Source organism: Mycobacterium celatum, assembly GCF_002101595.1.
GTDB classification, from domain to species: Bacteria; Actinomycetota; Actinomycetes; order Mycobacteriales; family Mycobacteriaceae; genus Mycobacterium; species Mycobacterium celatum.
Map to the genome: position 1 here is coordinate 222,577 of NZ_LQOM01000016.1, position 19,843 is coordinate 242,419.

A 19,843-nucleotide genomic window follows, 5' to 3' on the forward strand; every position below is an offset into this window, starting at 1 on the left:
ACATCAATTTAGTGAAATTAGTTTTTCCGGGTTCAACGGCCTGGGGAGTGGCGGCCCGACGCTAAGCGCCGGTGCGGCCCAGCATGTGACGCAAAGCCGGTGCAAGTTCGGGGTGACGAAACCGGTGCCCGGCGAGCTGCAGGCGGCGCGGGCGTACACGCTGGCTCGCGCAGGCCAGTTCTCGTGCCCCCTGTTCGCCGAGCAACACTTTCGGGCCGAGCGGTGGCACCGGCAACACCGCGGGCCTGTGCAGGACGTGGGCGAGCGTGCGGGTGTAGTCGACATTGCGGACCGGTTCTGCGGCGACGGCGTTGACGGGTCCGCGCAGTTCGGTGTCCCACAGGGCACGGTGATAGATGTCGACGAGGTCGTCGATCCCGATCCAGGACAGCCACTGCGAGCCGTCGCCCACGCGCGTCCGCCGAGCCCTGCGCGAAACAGCGGCCGCAGCAGGCCCAAGGTGCCGCCGCGGGGGGATTGCACGATCCCGGTGCGCACCCGCACCACCCGCACACCGGCTTGTTCGGCGGGCGAGCAGGCGTCCTCCCAGTCGGCAACGACGTCGGCGAGAAATCCGTCGCCGCGGTCGCTGTCTTCGGTCAGGACTTCGTCGCCGCGGTCATAGCCGTAGTAGCCGATCGCCGAGGCGCACACCAGGGTCGGCCCACGATCGCTCATGCGGGCGATTGTTTCTGCCAGTCGCCGGGTGGGGCCGATCCGGCTCTGGCGAATCGCGCGTCGGTGCGCATCGGTGAACCGTCCGGCGATCGAGGAGCCGGCCAGATGGATCACCGCGTCGACCCCGGTGAGAATGCCCGGGTCGGGATCGTCTGGATTCCATTGTCGCTCAAAGCCGCTGGTTGCCGGGTGACGCACCAGCCGGATAACCCGATGACCGCCGGTGCTCAGGAAGGCGGTCAGCGCCGAGCCGACCAGGCCGGATGACCCCGTCACTGCAACCGTGGCCGGAGCCAGGCCATGCGCGGCCGCTCGTTGGTGGGCGGCGAGGTCGTCGGCCAGTTGGCGGTGCCGGTAGGCGAACATCGCCCGCAACGCGATCGCCGGCACCGGCGTGTCGACGCGATCGATCACCCGGGTCGCCTTGGTGCCGACTTCTTCGAAGTCGTGCGTGTGTCGCCAGCGCACGGTAAGGCGCGCCGGCAGCGAGGACAGACCGGCAGTGCTGAGTTCGTCGACGAAACGTCGCGGGGGATCGAAGTACTCCGCCCGATGCTGGGCCACCCAGCGCAGACCGCCCGGCAGCGCTAATACGGCGCGGCCGTTCTGCAGCGAGTCGGCCTCGGTGACTATCCGCAGCCGCTGCCATGGCGGCGAAAGTCGCGCCAACGCACCGGGCCGGCCGTGCCAAGCGAAGACCTTGTCGCGCGGCGCGTCGACCACGCTCGAATAGACCAGACCCATCGCTCGACGTTACCGGCCGAACCGGGCCCGCGCCGATCTAGCGGTCCGGCAGCGCGTGCTCGACGATCGGCAACCTCGGCAGCGGCTGGCGTTCGCGACGCTTGGCCGCCAGGTACACCTGCGCGGTTTCCCCGGCCACGGTGTGCCAGTCGAAGTCGGCGGTGAGCCGTTCGCGCGCGGCGTACGCGCGACGCTGTGCGGCGGCGGGATCGTCGAGCACAGCGCGCACCGCGCCGGCCAGCCGGGCCACGTCGCGCGGCGGGCACGACATCCCGGTCTCCCCGTCGATCACCGCCTCACCCAGGCCGCCGATGTTCGTTGTCACCAGCGGGGTTCCGGCCGCGGCGGCTTCCAGCGCGGCGAGCCCGAATGGCTCGTAGTGGCTGGGCAGCACCGCGGCGTCGGCGCGGTGCAGGGCCGCCAAAAGTTCCTCGTGGTCGAGCCGTCCCAAAAACCTTGTTGCCCTGAGCACCCGGTGCTGACGGGCCTGCTCGACGAGCCAGTCCTGCTGGGTGCCCTCCCCGGCGATGGTCAGCGTGGTACCGGGATGAGTGCGTCGGATGCGGGGCAGCGCGGCGATCGCGTCGTGCACGCCCTTCTCGTATTCCAGCCGACCCACATACAGCAGTTCCGGCGGGCCGGTGCGATTGCGCCGCGGTGCGAACGGCCAACGGGCGGCGTCGATTCCGTTGCGGATCACGGTGATCTCGGTCAGCCCGGGTCCGAACAGCTCGGTGATCTCGTCGCGCATCGATGCCGAACACGTGATCAGCGAATCGGATTCGCGCACCAGCCACGACTCGACGGCGTGTACCTGCCTGCTGATCGCGCCGGAAACCCAGCCGGAGTGCCGACCGGCCTCGGTGGCATGGATCGTGGAAACCATTGGCACGTCGAAGTATTCGGCTAACGTAATCGCTGGATGCGCAACCAGCCAATCGTGCGCGTGCACCACGTCGGGGGTGAAGTCCAGCGCCAGCCCGACGCGGGTCATGGCGTGGCCCATCGCCAGGGTCCAGGCCATCATGTCGTTGGCAAAGGTGAACTCGTGCGGATCCTGTGCAGCCGCGACCACCCGCACGCCCTCGCTGATCTCGTCGGACGACGGGTGCGTGCTCGGGTCCGTGCCCGCCGGGCGACGCGACAGCACGACGACCTCGTGGCCGGCCGCGACCAGCGCGGTGGCCAGGTGATGGACGTGGCGGCCGAGGCCGCCGATCACCACCGGCGGGTACTCCCACGAGACCATCAGGATCTTCACGGGCAGGCCCACCTTTGGCGCGAGCGTGCGCAAAAACGGGCGGGCGGCGGCGTGTCGGGCCGGGGACACGCACGCTCGCGGAAGAAAGTCATGGCAGCCTCCGCGCGTCCAGCGCGCCGAACAGCCCGTCGGCGCGGTTCCAGCCGTCGGCCAGCCGCTGCGCGACCTCCCGGCGGCCCGACGCCAGCGCATCGGCGATCTCCCGGGTGGCGTGCGCGTGCAGGTGCGCCCGGTAGCGGGCATAGTCCGCGGCGGAGTCCTTGCTCACCATGAACGGCCAGTCGCTGGACACCGTCAGCAGCGTCTCGCGCAGAATCTGGTCGGCCACCTGGTCGCGCGGGATCGGCCCGTCCAGCGACGCGGTCTGGGTCAGCGCCTTGTCGACGGTGCTCAGTGCAGTGTCGACGACCTCGGTGTTGAGCTGCACCAGGTCCGCCACCTTCTCGCCGGCCCAGACCTGCCAGTCCTTGCCGGAACCCCAAGAGCTGGGCGGTAATTCGACCGCGTCGCCGACGAAGCCCTCGGCGATCGCGTCGCTCAGGGTGCCGACCCGCACGCCGGCCTCCGGCAGCGCCCGCAGCACCCGCGCCAGCCACACCGGTCCCTCGTACCACCAATGCCCGAACAGTTCGGTGTCGAAGGCGGCTATTACATGCGCCGGGCGGCCGATCCGCTCGGATTCGCTGGTCAGCCGGTCGCGGACCACGTCGACGAAATCGGCGACGTGGCCGTCGACCGCGCGATCGGCCCGCTCGGGGTCGTAGGGCGCCTTGGCGTCCGAGGGCACGTTGCGGCCGGTGACCCGGGCCGGTTTCAGCCCGGTGCGATGGTCGTAGGTGTGGAAGTCGCGGTAGGCGGCATGTCCGGGGTAGCCGGATTTCGGCGACCACACCCGGTAGCTGACCTGCAAGTCGCGGCCGAACGCCACCACGTCGGTCTCGCCCACCGGCCGGCCCAGCGCGGTGTCGCCGTGCAGCGACGGGCCGTCGACCATGAAATGACCGACTCCTGCTGCGGCGTAGTCGTTTTCCATCCCAGGGGCGTAGGCGCATTCGGGTGCCCAGATTCCGGTCGGGATGTGCGCGAGGCGGTGCCGGGCGTCGGCCAGGCCCTCGCGCAGCGCGAACTCGCGCAGCCGCGGCGCCAGCAGCGGCTGGAACGGGTGGGCCAGCGGGCCGCCGAGCAGTTCGACCGTGCCGGCGTCGATCACGCTGCGCAGCAGCGGGCTGCCGCCGTGGTGCCATCGGGTGGCGAAGTCCTCGAGAGCGCGCTCGGCTTCGGCACGCTCGCGAATTCCGAACGCGCGCAACGGCTCTGGCAGCGTGGTGGCCTCGGTGGCGCGCAGCTGCCAGTTGGCCAGCCAGTGGTACATGCCGTCGAGGCAATACGGGTCGTCGAGCTGCGCGGTCACCACCGGTGTCATGCCCAGCGTGACCACGCCGCGCCGGTCCTCGGCCGCGAGGGCCTCCAGCACCCGCAGCAGCGGCAGATACGCCGCCGACCACGACTGGTAGAGCCATTCCTCGCCGACCGGCCAGCGGCCGTGGTGGGCCAGCCACGGCAGGTGCGTGTGCAGCACCAGCGTGAACATGCCCGGCACTCGGTTCGTCACGGGCGCACCGCGATTGCGACCAGATCGAGGCTCTCGTCGATGCCGCGGTCTGCAGCGTCGACCAGGTCGAAGTCCGCGGTGGTGACCGCGGCGACGTCGGTCAGCAGGTCGGCCGGCCAGGGTGCGTCGGCCACCGCCCGCGCCACCTGGGCGTCGATGATCGAGCCGCCGTGCCGGGCGTCCATCTCGGCCAGCCGGGGCCCGTGAAATACCCCGTACACGCCGTCCACGCCGAATCCGGCGTCGACCAGCAGCTCGGTCAGCTCCTCGGCGTTCAGCTCGCGGGTGTGGAAGGGGTTGATCGGGGTGTCGCGGCCCGGCGAGAACGTAATCCGGTTGGGGGTGGACACCATCAGCAGCCCGGACGGACGCAGCACCCGGGCACATTCCCGGACGAACTGCGCCTGGTCCCAGAGATGCTCGATGACCTGAAAATTGACCACGACGTCCACCGACGCGTCAGGCAGCGGCAGCCGGCTGAGATTGCCGTGCATCACCTCCACCCGCGGGTACCGGGCGCGGACGTGGGCCACAGTCGCCTCGTCGTAGTCCAGCGCGATGACCCTGCGCGCGACCCCGGCGATCAGATCGGCGCCGTAGCCCTCGCCGCAGCCGGCTTCGAGCACCTCGCGGCCCGCACAGTGCGGCGCCAGCCGCTCATAGACCACCTCGTGGCGGCGAAACCAGTAGTTCTCCACGTCGAGACCCGGGATCGTGCGCTCGCCGGTCAGCATCAATCCGGCATCGGCGGGGGCCGTGCCGGGGACGTCGGGGACGAATGCACTCATTGGATAGGCAGGCTAGCCCCTAGTGGCTGGAACGCGAATGGGTCACCGCAGACGGGCGGGCAATCGAGCGAGCACGACCCGCTATGGTGTGAGAGCGAACCGCACAAAGTTACCAGCTAGTAACATGCGTTTGCGGTCGAGTAGCACGTGACCAAGGTCCTGTCGCCTCCGGCTGCAGGACTCCCTCGAGGAGGACGAAGCACACTCATGACGAACATCGTGGTCCTGATCAAGCAGGTCCCGGACACCTGGTCGGAGCGGAAACTCAAGGAAGGCGACTGGACACTCGACCGTGAGGCCGCCGACGCCGTGTTGGACGAGATCAACGAGCGCGCTGTCGAAGAAGCGCTGCTGATCCGTGAGAAAGAGGCCGCCGACGGCGTCGAGGGATCGGTGACCGTGCTGACCGCCGGCCCCGAGCGGGCCACCGAGGCGATCCGCAAGGCGTTGTCGATGGGCGCCGACAAGGCCGTGCACCTCAAGGACGACGGCATGCGCGGCTCCGACGTTATCCAGACCGGCTGGGCGCTGGCGCGTGCCCTGGGCACCATCGAAGGCACCGAGCTGGTGATCGCCGGTAACGAGTCCACCGACGGCACCGGCGGCGCGGTCCCGGCCATCATCGCCGAATACCTCGGCCTGCCCCAGCTCACTCACCTGCGCAAGCTCTCGGTCGAGGGCGGCAAGATCACCGGCGAGCGGGAGACCGACGACGGCGTGTTCACGCTGGAGGCGTCGCTGCCGGCAGTGGTCAGCGTCAACGAGAAGATCAACGAGCCGCGCTTCCCGTCGTTCAAAGGCATCATGGCCGCCAAGAAGAAGGAAGTCACCGTCCTGACCCTGGCCGAGATCGGCGTCGAGCCCGACGAGGTCGGGCTGGCCAACGCGGGGTCGACGGTGCTCTCGGCGACCCCCAAGCCGCCCAAGACCGCCGGTGAAAAGGTCACCGACGAGGGCGACGGCGGCACCAAGATCGCCGAATACCTGGTTGCGCAGAAGATCATCTAAACCCCGTTAACCACAAACCCGAAAGACACGGAACACACTCATGGCTGAAGTACTGGTGCTCGTCGAGCACGCCGAAGGCGCGCTGAAGAAAGTCACCTCAGAACTGCTCACCGCGGCCCGCCGGTTGGGTGAGCCCGCGGCTGTCGTGGTCGGTACACCCGGGACGGCCGCGCCGCTGGTCGACGGGCTGAAGGCGGCCGGCGCTGCGAAGATCTACGTCGCCGAGTCCGACGTCGTCGACAACTACCTGATCACACCGCAGGTCGACGTGCTGGCCGCGCTGGCCGAATCGTCGTCACCGGCGGCGGTGTTGCTGGCCGCCAGCGCCGACGGCAAGGAGATTGCCGGCCGGCTGGCCGCGCGGATCGGCTCCGGGCTGCTGGTCGACGTCGTCGACGTGAAGGAAGGCGGCAAGGCCGTGCATTCCATCTTCGGTGGCGCGTTCACCGTGGAGGCGCAGGCCAACGGCGACACCCCGGTGATCACCGTGCGGGCCGGCGCAATCGACGCCGAACCGGCCGAGGGCGCGGGCGAGCAGGTCACCGTCGAGGTACCCGCGCCCGCCGAGAACGCCGCCAAGGTCACCTCTCGCGAGCCCGCGGTGGCCGGCGACCGCCCCGAGCTCACCGAGGCCAGCATCGTGGTGTCCGGTGGCCGCGGTGTGGGCAGCGCCGAAAACTTCAGCGTGGTCGAGGAATTGGCCGACTCGCTCGGCGGCGCGGTGGGCGCGTCGCGCGCCGCCGTCGACTCCGGCTACTACCCGGGCCAGTTCCAGGTCGGTCAGACGGGTAAGACGGTGTCGCCGCAGCTCTATATCGCGCTGGGCATCTCGGGGGCGATCCAGCACCGCGCCGGCATGCAGACGTCCAAGACGATCATCGCAGTCAACAAGGACGAAGAAGCGCCGATCTTCGAGATCGCCGACTATGGCGTGGTCGGTGACCTGTTCAAGGTTGCCCCGCAGCTGACCGAGGCGGTCAAGGCCCGCAAGGGCTGAGCAGACGCAAAGCTCCCAATTCCGTTGCGAATTGGGGGCTTTCGCGTCTGCTCGGCAGGTTAACGCGCCTGCACGAGCTGGTTACCGTCCGCGTCGAAGAGTTCCTTGGACCAGCGGTCGAGGACCTCGGTGCTGTCCCAGTCGTCGGGGTGGAACCCCGGGCGGATGTAGTCGGCGATGCGACGACGGGTCTCGGCGCGCAGCAACGGCGATTTACGGAAATCGTTGAGGCTGCGCAGCAGCCGCCGCGGGTTGTAGGACGCGCGGTCGCGGGCCATCGAGCGCAGCGTCTGGAAGACCACCTCGGCCAGGAAGATCGCGGTGGCGATCCGCATGGCCCGCACCCGCGTGCGCTCGGTTCCGCCGACCGCTTGGAACACGTCGAAGGCCACCGCTTTGTGCTCACACTCTTCGAAGGCGTGCCACAGCAGTAGCTGGCGCACGTCCGATCGGTCGAGCAGGTCCAGCATCTCGTCGTCGGTCAGTAAAAGCTCCGCCAGCGTGGCCGTGTAGTGCTCCAGGGCTGCGGTGCCGGCCAAGGCCATCTCCGTGGAGAACACCTTTTCCAGCTTGGCGAGCAACCATGCGACGTGGCGGTCGAACCGTGCGGTGGGATAGCCCATCTCCTGGAGGCGGTCGTTGAGCAGCCGGTGTTGCTGGCGGTGGGTGGCCTCCTGCGCGATGAACCCCTTGACCGCCTGCTGCAGTTCCGGGTCGGTGATCTGGTCGCGATAGTTGCGCACGGACCGGATGAAAAAGTCCTCACCCTCCGGGAACGCGGCAGACAGTATCGCGAGGAAGTGGCTCATCACGAGGTCGTCGCCGGCGTAATGCTTCCGGGTGCCCGTGGGCAGCGTGAACTGGACGCGACGGGCTCTCAGGGCAGGGCGGTTGGACATAGTTGTTCTCCTTGTCGGCAAGCTCACATGTGACTTTACCCCTAGTCAGATGAGAATGACAGACTGTAGCCCGTGAGCCCGGCGCGGATCTATGGCGGCATGACAGCCGAGCAGCGTGAGGCCGGACGCCGGGCGCGCCTGATCGACACGGCGATCGAGCTGATGGGCACGCGTGGCGCCGCGGACACCACCGTGACCGCGGTCTGCGCCACGTCCGGCGTCACTTCGCGCTACTTCTACCAGCACTTCGCCGACCGCGACGCGTTGCTGCGCGCCGTCGCCGAGGAACTCCGCACCACCATCCAAGACGCCATCCTCAAGGCCATCCCCGAGGGCACCACCACGCCCGACGCGTTGGCGCAAGCCCCGATCCGCGCGTTGCTGGCCATCATTCGCGACAATTCGCGCCTGGCCCGGATTCTGTTCGTGGAATCGGGCACCGAGCCCACCCTGCGCCGCCTTCGCAGCGAGCTGATGGCCAGCTTCGCCGACCTGGTCTGGCAACAGTCCCAGCTGCACCTGAACATCCCCGATTCCGCGGTCAAGGTCGGCCAACTCGCCGCGATCGTGGGCGTCGGCGGGGTGTTCGAAGTGTTGCGCCGCTGGGCCGACGGCGAACTCGACTACACCCCGGACCAACTCGTCGAGCACTGCGCCGGGCTGCTGGGCAGCCTGGCCGGCTACGTCCTGGCAGACGGAGCCACTGAATAGCGTCGGTATCCTGGGCGGGTCATGGTGTACCTCGACCACGCCGCCACCACCCCGATGCATCCCGCTGCCATCGAGGCGATGACGGCCGTGCTGGGCACCGTCGGTAACGCCTCCTCGCTGCACACCGCCGGGCGGGCGGCGCGGCGCCGGATGGAGGAATCCCGCGAGCTGATCGCCGACACGCTCGGCGCCCGGCCCTCCGAGGTGATCTTCACCGCGGGCGGCACAGAGAGCGACAATCTGGCGGTCAAGGGCATCTACTGGGCGCGTCGCGACGCCGACCCGCGCCACCGGCGCATCGTCACCACCGCGGTCGAACACCACGCCGTGCTGGACGCCGTCACGTGGCTGGCCGAACACGAGGGCGCCGAGGTGACCTGGCTGCCGGCCGCCTCGGACGGATCGGTGTCGCCGGCGGCGCTTCGCGATGTTTTGGAGAGCCACGACGACGTCGCGCTGGTGTCGGTGATGTGGGCCAACAACGAGGTCGGCACGATCATGCCGATCAGCGAACTCGCCCCTATCGCAGCGGAATTCGATGTTCCGATGCACAGCGACGCCGTTCAGGCCGTCGGCCAGCTACCGGTCGTATTCGCCGGCAGCGGGCTGTCCGCGATGAGCGTGGCCGCGCACAAGTTCGGCGGCCCGCCCGCAGTCGGGGCGTTGCTGCTGCGCCGCGACGTCACATGTGTGCCACTCTCGCACGGCGGCGGGCAGGAGCGGGACATCCGTTCCGGCACACCCGATGTCGCCGGCGCGGTCGGAATGGCGACCGCCGCACAGATCGCGGTCGACGGGCTGGAGGCCAACAGCGCGCGGCTTCGTGCGCTGCGCGACCGGCTGATCGACGGTGTGCTGACCGGGATCGACGACGTGCGTCTCAACGGGCCCCGGGACGCGAGGCTGCCCGGCAACGCGCACTTCACCTTTGACGGCTGTGAGGGTGATGCGCTGCTGATGTTGTTGGACGCCAACGGAATCGAATGCTCGACCGGCTCGGCCTGCACCGCCGGGGTGGCGCAGCCGTCGCACGTGCTGCTGGCAATGGGCGCCGACGTGGCCAGTGCCCGCGGGTCGTTGCGATTGTCGTTGGGGCACACCAGCGTTGATACCGACGTCGATGCGGCACTGCGGGTGCTGCCGGGAGCGGTCGCGCGGGCCCGGCAGGCCGCGCTGGCCGCCGCGGGGGTGTCGCGATGAAGGTGCTGGCCGCAATGAGCGGCGGCGTCGACTCGTCGGTGGCCGCCGCCCGAATGGTCGACGCTGGGCACGACGTCGTCGGCGTGCACCTGGCGCTGTCCACCGCGCCCGGCACGCTGCGCACCGGATCGCGGGGCTGCTGCTCCAAGGAGGACGCGGGCGACGCCCGCCGAGTCGCCGACGTGCTCGGAATCCCGTTCTATGTCTGGGATTTCGCTGACAGGTTCAAGGAAGACGTGATCGACGACTTCGTGTCCTCCTACGCGCGAGGCGAGACCCCCAACCCGTGCGTGCGCTGCAACGAGCGGATCAAATTCTCGGCGCTGGCGGCCCGCGCGGTAGCGCTGGGCTTCGACACCGTGGCCACCGGGCACTACGCCCGGCTGGCCGGCGGGCGGCTGCGCCGCGCGGTCGACCGCGACAAGGACCAGTCCTACGTGCTGGCGGTGCTGACCGCCGAGCAGCTGCGCCACGCCGCATTCCCGATCGGCGACACCCCCAAGCCGGCCATCCGCGCCGAGGCCGCCCGGCGTGGCCTGGCGGTCGCGGAAAAGCCGGACAGCCACGACATCTGCTTCATCCCGTCCGGGGACACCCGCGCCTTTCTGGGCAGCCGCATCGGCGTGCGCCGTGGCGTCGTAGTCGACGCGCGAGGCGCCGTGCTGGCCGAACACGACGGCGTGCACGGCTTCACGATCGGGCAGCGCAAGGGGCTGGGCATCGCCGGTCCCGGCCCGGACGGCCGGCCGCGCTATGTGACCGCGATCGACGCCGACAGCGGCACCGTGCGAGTCGGCGCCGCCGCGGACCTGGACGTGTGGACGCTGACCGGGCAGAAGCCCGTCTTCACCACCGGCGCGGCGCCGTCGGGACCCGTCGAATGCGCGGTGCAGGTGCGCGCCCACGGCGAAACCGTCGACGCGGTAGCCGAATTGGTGGACGACAAGCTCGCGGTGCGGCTGCGCGCGCCGCTGCGCGGGGTAGCGCCCGGCCAGACCCTGGTGCTCTACCGCCCGGATCCCGACGGCGACGAGGTGATCGGCAGCGCCACGATATCCAGCGCATCGCCGAGCGTGTAACCAGGGCGACAATCCGGCGGTGGGTTCTCGCCACCAGTGCACGCTCGTCGCTAGGGAATATTGGCGGCGATGTTCGTGATCACGATGTCGGACACCGACTCCGGAAAGCCGCAGAACGTGACCTCCACCAACACGACTGACTTGAGCCGGTAGTCGCGCCCGCAGTTGCCGGGGCGCGTCTTTAGCGACTGGTCGTCGGCGTGCCAGTCGCCGATGTAGAGCGATCCGTCCGACGTGTCCGCGCAGTTCTCGACCGTTGACACCAGGACGTCGAAGGCGTGCCGGGCGGTGACGGCGTCACGGTAGGCGGCTGCGCCCTCGGAGATCAGTCCGCCCCGCGGCGGGTACTGGAAGGTGATCTTGTGGAACTCCTCGACATCGGGTCCGAAGGTGGCCGTCTCGGCATAGATGAACCGGCATTCCGGCGGCGCATGCTCGGCAAGCTCATCGAGGTCCACCGGCGACTTGCCGTCCATCGACGGGATGATGGTCAGGTTCTCGCCACCGCCGGTGATCGCTTGCATCCGCGGTTGGTCGAGCAGGATGTGGTCGACGACGGACGACAGGGTCCCGGGAAATGCCGGCACCGCCACGCCGCCGACCACCCGCGTGCACGCCACGCTCAGTAACGCCGAGCAACACACCAGCAGCACGCGTGCCGGTATCCGCATCCCTCGAGGCTAGCCGGGGACCGTACGGTTGGCCGGTGACTGCTTTCGCGACGGCCAGCGGGACCGGATCGTGGCCCGGTACCGCTGCGCGGCAGGCCGCGGAGGTCGTGGTCGGTGAGCTGGCGGGCGCGCTGGCCCACATCGTCGAGCTGCCCGCCAGGGGAGTGGGCGCCGACATGATCGGTCGCGCAGGCGCGTTGCTGATCGACGTCGCGATCGACACGGTGCCGCGCGGATACCGCGCCGCAGCCCGTCCCGGCGCCGTGACCCGCCGAGCGGCCAGCCTGCTCGACGAGGACGTCGACGCGCTGGAAGAGGCCTGGGAAACGGCGGGCCTGCGGGGCAGCGGGCGCGCCGTCAAGGTGCAAGCGCCCGGGCCCGTCACGCTGGCCGCCGAGCTGGAGCTGGGCAACGGCCACCGCGCCATCACCGACGCCGGTGCGATCCGCGACCTGGCCGCCTCACTGGCCGAAGGGGTGGCCGCCCATCGGGCGACGGTGGCGCGGCGGCTCGACACAGCTGTCGTCGTGCAGTTCGACGAACCGTCGCTGCCGGCGGCGCTGGCCGGACGGCTGACCGGAGTGACGGCACTGAGCCCGGTGCACCCGATCGACGAGACGCTGGCTACCACGCTGCTCGACGGGTGTGTGGCCGCCGTCGGCGCCGACGTCCTGGTGCACAGCTGCGCGCCGGGCCTGCCGTGGAAGGTGTTGCAGCGCAGCGGGATACATGCAGTGTCGGTGGACGTGTCGACTCTGCAGCCCGCTGATCTGGACGGCGTCGCGGAGTTCGTCGACTCCGGCAGAACCGTGGTGCTGGGCGCCGTGGCCGCCACGGAGCCGGTGCGCCGGCCGTCGGCGGAGGAGGTCGCCAAAGCCGCCGTCGCGGTGATCGACCGGCTCGGCTTCGCCCGGTCCGCGCTGCGCGACCGGATCGGCGTCACCCCGGCGTGTGGCCTGGCCGGCGCCACAGCCGAGTGGGCCCGCACCGCCGTCGAGCTTGCCCGCAAGGCCGCCGAGGCATTCGCTGAGGATCCCGACGCGATCTGAAATGCAACCGAAAGGTTGCGCATCAGGCCGGACGGATTTTGGCGACCATGGGTAACGGGCCCCTCGCGGGCTTGTATCACACCAGGTAGGTGAATTTCAACCGGCTTGTCGGTTACGTGTGCAATGCTCGCCGCGACTGTCCGAGAGCGGAGTACAGCAGTGACGAGGGCACTAATTGGATTGAGCAGCGCAGCTCGTTCTGCGTGGGCGAAGTCGTTGAACGACGACGGTGCGTGGCTGCCGTTGTGGCGGCACATGGACGACGCGTCCGATATTGCGTGCGGCCTGTTCGACCGGTGGCTACCACGTCCAGTCGTCGACCTGCTGGCGCGCCCATTCGGTGACGACGTCACCGCAACGCGTACTGCAATCATGTTTCTGGCGGGCCTGCACGATCTTGGTAAAGCCACGCCGGCGTTTGCAGTGCAGAGCGACCACCTGGCGCAGCGGATGCGTGAGCAGGGGCTCTACATGCCGCCGACGAAGGCCGAACTTGCCGACCGGCATAAAGCGCACCATTCCGTGGCGGGCCACCACATACTGCGCCGATGGTTGCTGGACCGAGGCTGGCCAGCACGGTCAGTTGCGGCCTGGGCGGTGGTATTGGGCGGTCACCATGGTGTGCCGCCGGACGGAGACACCCTCGACGGGGCGAACCCCGCTGAAGTGCCGAAGCTCTACGGTGACGGCCGGTGGTGCGAGGTCCAACGTGAACTTGCCGACCGCGTGGCCGCCCGGACCGCCGCCGAAGAACATCTGGATGTGTGGCGCAACGTCCATTTGCCGGCCACGTTCCAGGTGGTGGTCACAGGTCTGGTGATCCTGTCCGATTGGATCGCCAGCAACGAATCCCTGTTCCCGTTCTACGGGGTTGAACTCCCTGAAGTAATCGAGGAGCCCGAACGTGCCAGTCGGGCGTTGGAGCGTCTTGCCTTACCCGCGCCGTGGGAGCCCGCGGGCCCCGTCGAGACCCTCGAGCGGGTTTTCGCGACCCGATTCCGCCTGCCTCTGGGTGCTAAGCCGCGGCCGATGCAGGAGACGGCGTGCAGAGTCGCTGAGGAGATGGCGAGCCCGGGGCTGGTGATCATCGAGGCCCCGATGGGGGAAGGTAAGACGGAAGCCGCGCTCGCCGCCGTGGAGGTAATGGCGCGGCGGTGGGGCAGCGGTGGAGTGCATATTGCGTTACCCACACAAGCGACGACCGACGCGATGTTCGAGCGCGTCGTCACCTGGCTCGACGCACTCGACGCAAATGATGAAGCCGTGGGTGCCATCACGCTCAGTCACGGGAAAGCCCGCCTTAACCGGCTTTTTCAGGGACTCGTCGACGCCGGTCGGTCAGTGCAGATCGGATGCGACGAGCAATGCGATTCAGGCCAGCACACGCCCGGGCACGCCGTGGTGGCGCACTCGTGGTTGTCCGGCCGGAAGAAGTCGCAATTGGCCAACTTTGTGGTCGGGACCATCGATCAGCTGCTGTTCGCCGGGCTCAAGGCCCGTCACTTGATGCTGCGGCACTTGGCTTTGGCCGGGAAGATCGTCGTGCTGGACGAAGTGCATGCCTACGACGTCTTCATGAATTCCTATCTGACGAAAGTCCTTACATGGCTCGGCGCCTACCGCATCCCCGTCGTCGCGTTGTCCGCGACATTGCCGCCCGACCGCCGCCACGAGCTGCTGAACGCCTACAAAACTGGACAGGCAATTGCCGAAAACACAACAGCGCCAGTCAATGCCGACGACGTCGGCGACGACCGCTATCCGATTATTTCGTGGACCGAGGATAGCCGGAGTGCCAGCTGTCCCGTACCACCGTCGGGTCGACGAACAACGGTGTTCGTCGACGCGCTCGGCGGCGGTGCCGACGATGATCTCGACGCCCTCGTCGCGCTGCTTCGAGACCTCTTGTCCGACGGCGGGTGCGCACTTATCGTGCGCAACACCGTTCGCCGTGTGCAGCGGACGGCAACGGCGCTTCAAGAGGAGTTTCCGGGCGCGGTGACGGTCGCTCATTCCCGGTTCATCGCGGCGGACCGAATCCGGAAGGACGGGGAACTGCTTGCGCGATTCGGGCCACCCGGGCCGAGGGTAACCCGCCCGGCTAGGCAGATCGTGGTGTCATCTCAGGTCGTCGAACAGTCACTCGACGTCGACTTTGACGTGTTGGTCAGCGATCTCGCACCGATCGATCTGGTGTTGCAACGCATGGGGCGTCTGCACCGCCACCAGCGTGGCATCGATCAATGCGATCGGCCGGCGAAGTTGCGGTCGGCACACACCTATATCACCGGCGTGGATCTTGCCGAAGCGCCTCCTGAGCTGGAGGCAGCGGCGGCGCAACATGTTTACCGCACTTATCCGCTGCTGCGTTCAGCGGCCGTGCTGTTACCCAAGCTGGGCCGAACCATCGAGCTCCCCGACGACATCTCTCCTCTGGTTCGGGCGGCATACGGTCCAGAAACCATCGAGCCCGCATCGTGGGAGCAGGCCGTCGAGGATGCGCGCGCGAAATGGCTGCAGCAGATCGATCAACGCATCGCGGACGCGAAGAAGTTCCAAATCGCTGCGCCGCCGCGAGCAGGCAAAGCCATCCTCGGCTGGGTGTCCGGCAGTGTCGGTGAAGCCGATGAGGAGGCGCAAGGCCAAGGCCAGGTCCGCGATGGTGTGCCCACCCTCGAGGCAATCCTCGTGCAGGAGAACGCCTCCGGCGAATGGCAGACACCCGCTTGGCTTCCCACAGACCAGGCGGCCCTGCTGGTGCCCCGCGACCAGACACCGCCAGACGAACTGGCGTCGATCTTGGCCTCATGCTCGATCCGACTTCCTCTGGAATTCAGCAACGCTGATGCCGAAGAGTCACTGTGGGTGGCCACGCCCGAAACCTGGGAGCAATCTCAGTTCATCTACCGCCTGCCGGTCGTAGTCGTTGATGGCGACGGCGGCGGAGTGATCAATGACCGTCTCATTCGCTACACACCCGACCGCGGTCTGGAGGTGCTCGATTCATGAACGACCACAACGGTTTCAATCTGCTCGACGAGCCGTGGATCGCCGTGTTAGACAACAACGGCCGCGAGCAGGAAGTGTCTATCCTTGGATTGTTTGACGCCGCTCGTCGTTTTGTCGCGATCGGCGGCGATCTGGCCACTCAAGCCTTTGCCATCATCCGGATGCTGCTGGCGTTCCTGCATCGTGCGTTGGACGGCCCAGCCGATCAGGACGAATGGGTTGATCTGTGGACGGCCGATGAACTTCCGATGGAACAGATTCGGGTGTATGCGAATCGATTTCATCACAGGTTCGACCTCTTCGACCCGGTCGCACCGTTCTTCCAAGTGGCTGGGCTGCATACAGCGAAAAACGAAGCATCAGGGCTGGAGAAGATCGTCAGCGACGTGCCCAATGGCGCACCGTTTTTCACCACTCGATCAGCTGCCAGCTTAGAGCGGGTCAGCGCCGCTGAGGCGGCGCGCTGGCTTGTCCACGTCCACGCCTTCGACCCCTCGGGGATCAGGTCCGGCGCCGTGGGCGATCCGAGGGTGAAGGGTGGCAGAGGCTATCCGATCGGGACGGGGTGGTCCGGCCAAGTTGGCGGGATCCTGCTCCAAGGCAGTGACGTTCGGGAAACTCTGGTGCTGAACCTGATCGGCCGCGATGTCGAATCCTATGTCCGCGTCGGTGCGCCTGACGATGTGCCGCCGTGGGAACGCGATCCGGACGGGCCGTCGTCACACGAGCGACCCCCTCGGGGGACGATCGATCTTTATACGTGGCAGACCCGACGGGTTCGGCTTGTGGGAAGTCGCGAGGGTGTCTCCCAGGTGGTCTTGGCTAACGGCGACAAGATCCAGCCCCAGAATCTGCACGGTCTGGAGCCGCACAGCGCGTGGCGGTACAGCGATCCGCAGACGAAGAAACACAAGATGACGGTTTACATGCCGCTCCAGCATGACCCGAACCGTTCGGTGTGGCGTGGTCTGGCGGCGCTGCTCCCGTCGGTTTCAGGACGCCGCAGCAGTTCAGGCTCCGAGCCACAACCGTTCCTAGCGCCGGGAGTGTTGCAGTGGATCAGTGACCTCGTGGCCAACGGCCTGTTGCCCGACAACTACAAGCCCCGAATCTGGATTTGCGGCGCCGACTATGCCGAGCAGAACGCAACCATCGCCGACATTGTCGACGACATCTTGCCGCTGTCGATCCTCGTTCTGCGTGAGGACCACCCGGAGGTAGGCCGCGCAGCGGTTGAGGCGGTGGCCGATGCGGACCAGGCCGCTTCGGAGACATGGAAATTGGCCGACAACGTTGCTCAGGCCGCGGGGGCCGAACCGAAATCGGGGGCGGGTGATTCGGCGCGCGAACTCTTGTATGCGGCTCTTGAAGAGCCATATCGGCGTTGGGTAGCAACGTTGGTGCCCGGTGTCGACGTCGATGCGGCACGAAGCCGGTGGCGGGAGGTCGTCAGCGAGTCAGCCCGTCAGATCGCGGCTGAGCTGATATCTGCCGCGCCGCCCTCAGCGTGGGTGGGGCGAGAGGTGCGGGGTCATCTCATAAACGTCTCGATCGCCGAGACATGGTTTAACGCCGCAATTCGCCGCCTGTTCCCGCCGGCGAGGCCAAAGATCACGACATTGGAGGTAGCTGCGCCATGACCACATCCACCGCCGGTTCGCCGTCGCAGTCGAGGATATTGGGTCAGCTCGGACGGGCGCTCGACTGGAGATTCGATCACCTGCAATCCGAGTACCTCGCAGGCTCACCCAGTGCCCGAGCAGACCTAGCCACGCTGCGGCGTGCCCTCGGTAAGACAGCTGGAAGCGTTCCCGAAGTCTGGGAGTACACGATCGCGGCGGTCCCGGAGTCGCTGCAATGGGATCGCGACGAACCGAGTTATGCCGAGCAAGCCGCCCACGCCGCACTGACCTTATTCGCATTGCACCTGCAGTCCATGTCCGGGCCGGCGCACGTGCGCGGGGTTTCGTTCGGCCGGGCAGTGGGGCGACTTGCCCGCATGGAGGGGCGAAGTGCGGATGCGGTGACGAGGAGGTTCATGGCGGTTGCAACCGCGCAATCGATTGATGAGATCCTGGTCCACGTTCGGGGTCTGGTCACGCAGTTGCGCTCCGTCGGTCAAGGATTCGACTACGCCCGATTTGCCGATGACGCCCTGTGGCTGCTTAATCCCCGACGTTCAAAGGACGTTCGAATTGCCTGGGGTCGCGACTTCTACCGCAGCGACTCCAAGGCCAATGCCGCCGCTACCGAATCCCAACCCGATAACAAGAGGAGTGAAACACTATGAACCGCACTATTGTTGACATTCACATCCTGCAGACCGTCCCGCCGAGCAACCTCAACAGAGACGACACAGGCAGCCCTAAGACAGCGACCTATGGCGGAGCTCGGCGCGCGCGGGTTTCCAGTCAGTGCTGGAAACGCGCGACGAGAACCGATTTCGAAGCGACTCTGGACCGTGCCGATCTCGGCGTTCGAACCAGGCGGGTGATCGAGCTGCTTGCAGCCGAAATCACTGCACTAGCGCCCACGTTAGAAGAACGCGCGGATGAGCTGGCCGAGGCAGTGTTCAAGGAAATCGGTATCGTCACCAAATCACCGCGGAAGGAAGCACCAGGCGAGGCCGGTTACCTCGTCTTCCTCAGCAGACGCCAGATCGAGGCTCTGGCAAGGGCCGCGGTGGCTGGGGCCGATGCAGACGACGTGTCCACAGCGCTCAGGGATGCGAACGTCAAGAATCTGGCCGACCGAGAACACTCGGTTGACATTGCGTTGTTCGGCCGCATGGTCGCCGACCAGGCCGACATGAACGTGGACGCCGCTGCCCAGGTCGCCCATGCGATCAGTGTCCACCCCGTCGAGACCGAGTTCGATTATTTCACCGCCGTCGACGACTACGTCGAGGACATAGGCGAGGAAACCGGAGCCGGCATGATCGGCACCGTCGAGTTCAACTCGTCGACGCTTTACCGGTATGCCACCGTCGACGTCAACCGACTCGCCGACAACCTCGGGGACACTGTGGCTACCCAGCGGGCGGTCGAAGTCTTCGTGCGGTCATTTGTGCGATCAATGCCGACGGGAAAGCAGAACACATTCGCCAATCGCACGCTGCCCGAGGCCGTTGTCGTGCTGGCCCGCAACAGTCAGCCGATCAATCTGGTCGGCGCGTTCGAGCGTCCCGTCCGCGAATCCGAGCGTATCGGCCGCGTCAAGCGGGCCTGTGAGGCCTTGCGCGATGAGGTTGTCGAGATCGAGCGCGCTTACGGCGAGACACCGATCGCCAGTTGGGTCACGCGCGTCGGTGACGACACCGCCGGTCTCGATGACCTGGGGTCCAACGTGCAGTTCGCCGAGCTCGTGTCGGCGGTGGGCCAGATCGTGCGCACCAGGCTTGAGGAACTCCCATGAGCGTCGTCGCACTGAGACTCGCGGGCCCACTCCAATCTTGGGGCTCGAGTAGCCGTTTCGTTCGTCGCGCCACCGATACAGCCCCCACGAAGAGCGGGGTGCTGGGTCTGGTCGCGGCCGCGAGAGGCATTCGCCGCTCCGACCCGCTGGAAGCCCTGTTGGGCCTTCGGTTCGGTGTCCGAATCGATCAACCCGGTCAACTCGTCCGCGATTTCCAGACGGCGAGGCAGCCAACAAAGGAGCGCGGCGGAAGCATCCGATGGAGGCCACTACCGCTCTCGCAGCGCTACTACATGTCGGATGCTGTCTATCTCGCCGTGCTGGAAGGCGAGCATGAACTTGTCGCCGGTATCGACGACGCTGTCCGAAGTCCGCACTTCCCACTCTACCTGGGTCGCCGCTCCTGCCCACCATCGTGGCCGGTTGCATTGGGAGTCTTCGACGATGATTTGGAAGGTGCGCTGGCTACGCAGCCCTGGCTGGCGTATCCGCAACACCAAAAGCGGCAACGAACCACAGTTGTGCGGCTGCCCATCGTCTGTGATGCCTCTGACGCGTCGGACGGCTCAGAGCTGATCCGCGATGTGCCGGTGAGCTTCGACCCGAACCGTCGGCAATACACCTGGAGAAGAGTCGTGCGCCGTCAGGTCGAAATTGCTAACCCGCACGGGATCCATCCGCCAAGCGGGTATCACGACCCAATGTCAGCGTTGGAGGGCTGAG

The 19,843-nt window shown here is 67.4% G+C and carries 16 protein-coding genes and 1 pseudogene; 11 read left to right on the plus strand and 6 right to left on the minus strand.

What is annotated here, in order from left to right:
* Window positions 1-61 precede the first annotated feature (61 nt).
* The 4 genes and pseudogenes from AWB95_RS04830 to AWB95_RS04845 form a co-directional block, all read right to left on the minus strand.
* A pseudogene (locus tag AWB95_RS04830) lies at window positions 62-1,422 on the minus strand (TIGR01777 family oxidoreductase).
* 37 nt (window positions 1,423-1,459) lie between these two features.
* Window positions 1,460-2,683, minus strand: coding sequence for a glycosyltransferase family 4 protein (locus tag AWB95_RS04835; protein ID WP_085167783.1), 1,224 nt, complete (start codon window positions 2,681-2,683; stop codon window positions 1,460-1,462).
* Window positions 2,684-2,771: 88 nt separating this feature from the next.
* A complete protein-coding gene (locus AWB95_RS04840) occupies window positions 2,772-4,274 on the minus strand; it encodes a 1,4-alpha-glucan branching protein domain-containing protein (RefSeq protein ID WP_085167785.1) in 1,503 nt (500 codons plus the stop codon).
* A 17-nt stretch (window positions 4,275-4,291) separates the two neighbouring features.
* Window positions 4,292-5,083: a class I SAM-dependent methyltransferase gene (locus AWB95_RS04845; protein WP_062541332.1), complete on the minus strand. Its 792-nt coding sequence runs from the start codon at window positions 5,081-5,083 to the stop codon at window positions 4,292-4,294.
* A gap of 207 nt (window positions 5,084-5,290) precedes the next feature.
* Here AWB95_RS04845 and AWB95_RS04850 point away from each other — a divergent pair, with 207 nt between their 5' ends.
* On the plus strand, window positions 5,291-6,091 hold the full coding sequence (locus AWB95_RS04850; protein ID WP_062541333.1) for an electron transfer flavoprotein subunit beta/FixA family protein: 801 nt from the start codon (window positions 5,291-5,293) through the stop codon (window positions 6,089-6,091).
* 40 nt (window positions 6,092-6,131) lie between these two features.
* Window positions 6,132-7,088, plus strand: a complete 957-nt coding sequence (locus AWB95_RS04855; protein WP_062541334.1) for an electron transfer flavoprotein subunit alpha/FixB family protein — start codon at window positions 6,132-6,134, stop codon at window positions 7,086-7,088.
* A gap of 59 nt (window positions 7,089-7,147) precedes the next feature.
* On the opposite strand, the gene AWB95_RS04860 is transcribed toward AWB95_RS04855, so the two are convergent.
* A complete protein-coding gene (locus AWB95_RS04860) occupies window positions 7,148-7,987 on the minus strand; it encodes a metal-dependent hydrolase (protein WP_062541335.1) in 840 nt (279 codons plus the stop codon).
* Window positions 7,988-8,059: 72 nt separating this feature from the next.
* Here AWB95_RS04860 and AWB95_RS04865 point away from each other — a divergent pair, with 72 nt between their 5' ends.
* From AWB95_RS04865 to mnmA, 3 genes are read left to right on the plus strand one after another with little or no spacing between them, the layout of a single operon-like run.
* Window positions 8,060-8,698, plus strand: coding sequence for a TetR/AcrR family transcriptional regulator (locus tag AWB95_RS04865; RefSeq protein WP_180275963.1), 639 nt, complete (start codon window positions 8,060-8,062; stop codon window positions 8,696-8,698).
* 21 nt (window positions 8,699-8,719) lie between these two features.
* The gene (locus AWB95_RS04870; RefSeq protein ID WP_085167724.1) at window positions 8,720-9,898 is read left to right on the plus strand and encodes a cysteine desulfurase family protein; all 1,179 of its coding nucleotides are present in this window, start codon (window positions 8,720-8,722) and stop codon (window positions 9,896-9,898) included.
* Window positions 9,895-10,977: a tRNA 2-thiouridine(34) synthase MnmA gene (gene mnmA / locus AWB95_RS04875; protein WP_085167726.1), complete on the plus strand. Its 1,083-nt coding sequence runs from the start codon at window positions 9,895-9,897 to the stop codon at window positions 10,975-10,977. The genes AWB95_RS04870 and mnmA overlap by 4 nt, the downstream gene beginning before the upstream one ends.
* A 50-nt stretch (window positions 10,978-11,027) precedes the next feature.
* Here the strand turns inward: mnmA and AWB95_RS04880 are convergent, their stop codons facing one another.
* A complete protein-coding gene (locus AWB95_RS04880; RefSeq protein WP_085167728.1) occupies window positions 11,028-11,648 on the minus strand; it encodes a sensor domain-containing protein in 621 nt (206 codons plus the stop codon).
* 35 nt (window positions 11,649-11,683) lie between these two features.
* On the opposite strand from AWB95_RS04880, the gene AWB95_RS04885 reads away from it, so the two are divergent.
* The 6 genes from AWB95_RS04885 (at window position 11,684) to cas5e (ending at window position 19,842) form a co-directional block, all read left to right on the plus strand.
* On the plus strand, window positions 11,684-12,697 hold the full coding sequence (locus AWB95_RS04885; protein WP_085167730.1) for a uroporphyrinogen decarboxylase/cobalamine-independent methonine synthase family protein: 1,014 nt from the start codon (window positions 11,684-11,686) through the stop codon (window positions 12,695-12,697).
* A gap of 216 nt (window positions 12,698-12,913) precedes the next feature.
* Window positions 12,914-15,706, plus strand: coding sequence for a CRISPR-associated helicase Cas3' (gene cas3 / locus AWB95_RS04890; RefSeq protein ID WP_238600880.1), 2,793 nt, complete (start codon window positions 12,914-12,916; stop codon window positions 15,704-15,706).
* The gene (gene casA, locus AWB95_RS04895; RefSeq protein WP_062538255.1) at window positions 15,703-17,346 is read left to right on the plus strand and encodes a type I-E CRISPR-associated protein Cse1/CasA; all 1,644 of its coding nucleotides are present in this window, start codon (window positions 15,703-15,705) and stop codon (window positions 17,344-17,346) included. The genes cas3 and casA overlap by 4 nt, the downstream gene beginning before the upstream one ends.
* Window positions 17,343-17,996: a type I-E CRISPR-associated protein Cse2/CasB gene (gene casB / locus AWB95_RS04900; RefSeq protein ID WP_062538254.1), complete on the plus strand. Its 654-nt coding sequence runs from the start codon at window positions 17,343-17,345 to the stop codon at window positions 17,994-17,996. Before casA ends, casB begins: the two co-directional genes overlap by 4 nt.
* Window positions 17,993-19,120, plus strand: coding sequence for a type I-E CRISPR-associated protein Cas7/Cse4/CasC (gene cas7e, locus AWB95_RS04905; protein WP_062538253.1), 1,128 nt, complete (start codon window positions 17,993-17,995; stop codon window positions 19,118-19,120). The genes casB and cas7e overlap by 4 nt, the downstream gene beginning before the upstream one ends.
* A complete protein-coding gene (gene cas5e / locus AWB95_RS04910) occupies window positions 19,117-19,842 on the plus strand; it encodes a type I-E CRISPR-associated protein Cas5/CasD (protein ID WP_062538252.1) in 726 nt (241 codons plus the stop codon). The genes cas7e and cas5e overlap by 4 nt, the downstream gene beginning before the upstream one ends.
* Window position 19,843 lies beyond the last annotated feature (1 nt).

What these genes read in the sequence shown, in the direction of transcription:
- AWB95_RS04840 (WP_085167785.1), bottom strand. Translation starts at nt 4,274, where the DNA reads ATGTTCACGCTGGTGCTGCACACGCACCTGCCGTGGCTGGCCCACCAC.
- AWB95_RS04845 (WP_062541332.1), bottom strand. Translation starts at nt 5,083, where the DNA reads ATGAGTGCATTCGTCCCCGACGTCCCCGGCACGGCCCCCGCCGATGCC.
- AWB95_RS04850 (WP_062541333.1), top strand. Translation starts at nt 5,291, where the DNA reads ATGACGAACATCGTGGTCCTGATCAAGCAGGTCCCGGACACCTGGTCG.
- AWB95_RS04855 (WP_062541334.1), top strand. Translation starts at nt 6,132, where the DNA reads ATGGCTGAAGTACTGGTGCTCGTCGAGCACGCCGAAGGCGCGCTGAAG.
- AWB95_RS04860 (WP_062541335.1), bottom strand. Translation starts at nt 7,987, where the DNA reads ATGTCCAACCGCCCTGCCCTGAGAGCCCGTCGCGTCCAGTTCACGCTG.
- AWB95_RS04870 (WP_085167724.1), top strand. Translation starts at nt 8,720, where the DNA reads ATGGTGTACCTCGACCACGCCGCCACCACCCCGATGCATCCCGCTGCC.
- mnmA (WP_085167726.1), top strand. Translation starts at nt 9,895, where the DNA reads ATGAAGGTGCTGGCCGCAATGAGCGGCGGCGTCGACTCGTCGGTGGCC.
- AWB95_RS04880 (WP_085167728.1), bottom strand. Translation starts at nt 11,648, where the DNA reads ATGCGGATACCGGCACGCGTGCTGCTGGTGTGTTGCTCGGCGTTACTG.
- casA (WP_062538255.1), top strand. Translation starts at nt 15,703, where the DNA reads ATGAACGACCACAACGGTTTCAATCTGCTCGACGAGCCGTGGATCGCC.
- casB (WP_062538254.1), top strand. Translation starts at nt 17,343, where the DNA reads ATGACCACATCCACCGCCGGTTCGCCGTCGCAGTCGAGGATATTGGGT.
- cas7e (WP_062538253.1), top strand. Translation starts at nt 17,993, where the DNA reads ATGAACCGCACTATTGTTGACATTCACATCCTGCAGACCGTCCCGCCG.
- cas5e (WP_062538252.1), top strand. Translation starts at nt 19,117, where the DNA reads ATGAGCGTCGTCGCACTGAGACTCGCGGGCCCACTCCAATCTTGGGGC.